The 3,730-nt window shown below is 52.6% G+C and carries 3 protein-coding genes; 2 read left to right on the forward strand and 1 reads right to left on the reverse strand.

Translation table 11 applies throughout. The features are described from left to right. The coding region (locus tag BOW51_RS08365) for a porin (protein WP_135568164.1) at positions 1-362 on the forward strand (362 nt) is incomplete at its 5' end. A gap of 230 nt (positions 363-592) precedes the next feature. Beyond that, positions 593-1,186, forward strand: coding sequence for a hypothetical protein (locus BOW51_RS08370; RefSeq protein ID WP_078477305.1), 594 nt, complete (start codon positions 593-595; stop codon positions 1,184-1,186). Between the two features lie 368 nt (positions 1,187-1,554). Here BOW51_RS08370 and BOW51_RS08375 read toward each other — a convergent pair whose 3' ends face one another. Then, complete coding sequence (locus tag BOW51_RS08375) at positions 1,555-3,570, reverse strand: acetyl-CoA hydrolase/transferase C-terminal domain-containing protein (protein ID WP_217349022.1); 2,016 nt, start codon at positions 3,568-3,570, stop codon at positions 1,555-1,557. Positions 3,571-3,730 lie beyond the last annotated feature (160 nt).

The raw sequence follows: 3,730 nt of genomic DNA on the forward strand, positions 1-3,730 counted from the left end.
TCGGCGTTGCTTACCAGAGCTGGAACTACGGCGATAACCTTCAGGACGTTGACAGCTTGGGTCTTACCGGTACATACAGCTTTGGTAACAGCAAGCTGGTTGCTTCCTGGGCAAATGTTGAACAAGCCGACTTGGAACAGGATGGTTGGGGCCTTGGTCTTTCTCACAGCCTAAGCAAGCGTACCTCTGTCTATGCGACCTATGCATCAGTTGACCATGGCTATCGCATGGATTGGGGCGCAAGAGCTTCTTTCAGCGGCATCAACGGTGCACCGACTGCCGGCTATGATAGCCGCATTGGCGAAGGCGAGGTTAGTGAAGACGGCGGCATGTTCTCTGTCGGTATGATCCACGATTTCTAAATCACTTTAGAAATCGTGTGATTAAGAACGGGGCCTTCGGGTCCCGTTTTTTCTTTCAGTCAATGACCGCTTTGGGTCGTTAGCTGCCATTCAGCGTAGTTGAGCAGACCAGAACTCACCAAGGTCTGCTTTCGGCCAGAAGCGGCCATTAGGTTGACTGAACAATGACTTGCTTTGCAGGGTTTATTCGTGGTTATGATTAGCGAAACAGTAAACGAGAATCAGCCTCCATGCCTATTAAAAAAAGCGCCTTAATCCTGCTTTACCTTGTCTGTGTGCAACCTGGCCATACGTGGGCGGATAAGTCGTCTGGAACAGAACTCGCGCCTTCCTTAGATGCAAAGAAACAAATCACATCGCCAATAAAAAAACCAATTAAACAGAGCGGCAGGTTTACAGCTGAGAAATATGTTATTCCTAAATTAGAAGTTGATCCTTCGACATTACCACCCGCTGAACCTAAAAGTTACTTCATTGAGCTGACAAAAGATTGTGCAAGTAGCGGTTCGCCATGTTGGCTTGAGGCTTCCTTATTTCCCTTTCCCATACCCGGCGGCACAGTCCGTTTTTTAGAAAATGTTAACAGCGGGATTTCACTTTGGTTTGCATATCCAGGTTACAACGCATCACATGCACCGTCCTCCTATGCGGGGGTGACAGTATCGCCGGGACAAGAATTTGATCCGGTGATATTGGGTTATCCCGGCAATATGGGAATGATAAATCCGGCTATTAGAGTAAGCGCGGTCGCTCTTTGCCAACAGAATGAACAGCACGTACCATGTGCTTATGAAAATGCTTATCTAAGAGTGCTGTGGGAATAGTGCTAATCAAGCTTCGCGCTCTGTGTTTGTCATGTACATATGCATATCCACTATGGATCGTAAACGGTCATCTAGCCTAGCCGCGTCGATTAAGTTTCGCGAAGGTCTGCTTTCGGCCAGAAGCTGGTATCACTCGCAGGCGAGAACGCGTCTGCCAAGGGCTGAAAGCAAACATGGGTCACATTGATAGTGCCAGAAGTTGCCAACTCATCGCCGCAAACTGTACAACATGGCTGCGCCGGATTGGCTAGACTCTGAAGCAGGATAGAGCACCAAAGTTGACTGTGAAAATTTGTCAATTATTTGAGTGCGCTACATACACACATGCGCTACCCTGGGCAGGTCCTTGTGTCCCTTAGCCGCTTGCGTCAATCGGGCTCCGGCACCACTGTCCTCAACTCGTTGGCCAGCAGGTTTCGAAAAAGCCATTCTTCGGCATTTTTTGGCTGCCATAGCCCCATCATCTCCAGGTAGGGACGCAAGTATGCAGGTATGCTCAGGGTAAACAGGGCACGTAACAGGGCTGGCACCAGCAGGCGTTTCGAACGTTTCTTGCGTTTTAGTATCTTCAGTGCTCCGCCCAATGCCTGTTCCACTTCAGTGAAATCGGTACCAAAGGGGAACTTCGGGAACAAGCCTTCGTCCTTATGTGCCGCAATCACCTTGAGCACACGCTCCGGATAGTTGTCTCGATACCGCGCCGGGATTTCATACTCCTCGCGCAATTTGCCAGCCGCCTTGGCCTGTTTCATCAATTCCAACTGGAACCGCGAGTCGGCGATCTTCAACAACTCCTCTATGATCTCCGAGTCGGTCTTGCCCCGCAGTTCGGCGATGCCGTACTCGGTAACCACGATATCCCGCAAATGGCGCGATATGGTCGTGTGGCCATAGTTCCAGACAATATTGGAAAGTACCCTGGCCCCCTCTTCACGGGTCGCTCGCAGGTTGAGAATCGAGCGGCCATCCGGCAATTCGTGGGCCATAACCACGAAATTGAATTGTCCTCCGACACCGCTGATCACGCGTCCATCCTCAAGGCCATCGGAGACTGCCGCTCCCGACAAGGTAACCAGCATGCAGGTGTTGACGAAGCGCGCATTTTTGCGTTGCAAGCGGTCGATCTCCTCATGCCCGTACAGTTGGTTGACGCGGAGTACGCTACGCATGTTGAACAAGCGTCGTTCTTCCGGCGGCAGCGCGCACAGCGCCTCATAGAAGCTGTTGGGCCCAAGGAAAAATCCACCGTGCACCACAGCACCCCTTTGCAGGTGCTCACCAAGGCAGCCAGCCATAATACGCGTTCTGGAATCCGCATCTCCCAGGTCGGCAGGGATCGATTCCCCCGATGACATGTGGATACAGCCTTCACGGTAGGTAAGCCCTTCGCGCAATATGCCGTAGCGCTGCAGGTAATCGAAGTCTTCCTGCGTCAAGCGGCTATGCACCGCCTTTCGCTCCAGCAACAATTCCAACGTGCGCGGGGTTACCCGATGATCTATCGATCCTTCATTGAGCAGTCGCTGCAGGGGCAGGTCGTCGAAAACAATTCGTTTGAGGACTCCCGCCTTATAGAGGTGATAAAAACCGTCCACCACCATTTCACTGCCGCCGAAGAGCCCCTTTTCAAAGGTTCCGGTATCGCCGCCGACCCGTCTGATCAAATCTCCAAAATTTTGCTCGGCATCCAGCTCCTGCAACACCTCCCGGTAGCGCTCATTCTGATTCTGTCGCAATAGCAGCGCGTAGACGAAGGCATCGCCGAGGGCGCCAATACCCACTTGCAGTTCGCCATCGTCGTGAATCAGTGCTGACACCCAAAGGCCGATTAGATATTCGCGATCGGGAATGGATAGTTTAGGCATGCCGAAAGGGCGGAAGTAGTAATCTGTATTGTCCAGAATGTAATCGAAGGTCGCAGCAGGCACCTCTGAATCACCGTACATATAGGGCAGCTGCGGGTTGATCTGGCCGACCGCCGCATAGGGTGTACCGTCACGCTGTTGACGCTCGTGCATACTGGCCACCAGGTCGAGCGACACGTCCGGGTTGCAACTGGCGCTTACCATATTACTCCCTGGTGTTTCGTCAGGCACCAGCAGTTGAGCCGATACATTGGCACCGCGATCCATCAAATCGCGCACCACGTGCGTATAGTTGCTGCTAATGTATTCCTGCTGAACCTTGGGGTGGTGCAGGTATTTTCCGGGAGGAAAATAAAACTCGATCACCCGGACGTTTTCCGGCAAGCAGTTGGCCATGCGATCCAGCTCGTAGTCGAGATCCGGGTAGTCGCTGAATACCCGATCAACCAACAGCGCCAGAAAACGATTCTCCAGCAGGCTGTTGCCCTTGGGGCGTTCCAGGGTGAGCGCGGTCAGCATCGTCAACTTCAATTCAGTGTCGCTTTTAGCACGCTGATAAAAGGCATTGACCACGTGATTGGCTTTGCCGGCCGCCAGGGGGGGTCGCCAGGCGTATGTCGTTACCAACACGCTCTATCACCAATTGAACCAGCTGCGCGACACCCCGCATTATTCACGG

It is taken from the genome of Solemya elarraichensis gill symbiont, assembly GCF_002021095.1.
Taxonomy (GTDB): domain Bacteria; phylum Pseudomonadota; class Gammaproteobacteria; order Chromatiales; family Chromatiaceae.

Coding starts and splice junctions, on each gene's coding strand:
- BOW51_RS08370 (WP_078477305.1), top strand. CDS start 593: ATGCCTATTAAAAAAAGCGCCTTAATCCTGCTTTACCTTGTCTGTGTG.
- BOW51_RS08375 (WP_217349022.1), bottom strand. CDS start 3,570: ATGCTGACCGCGCTCACCCTGGAACGCCCCAAGGGCAACAGCCTGCTG.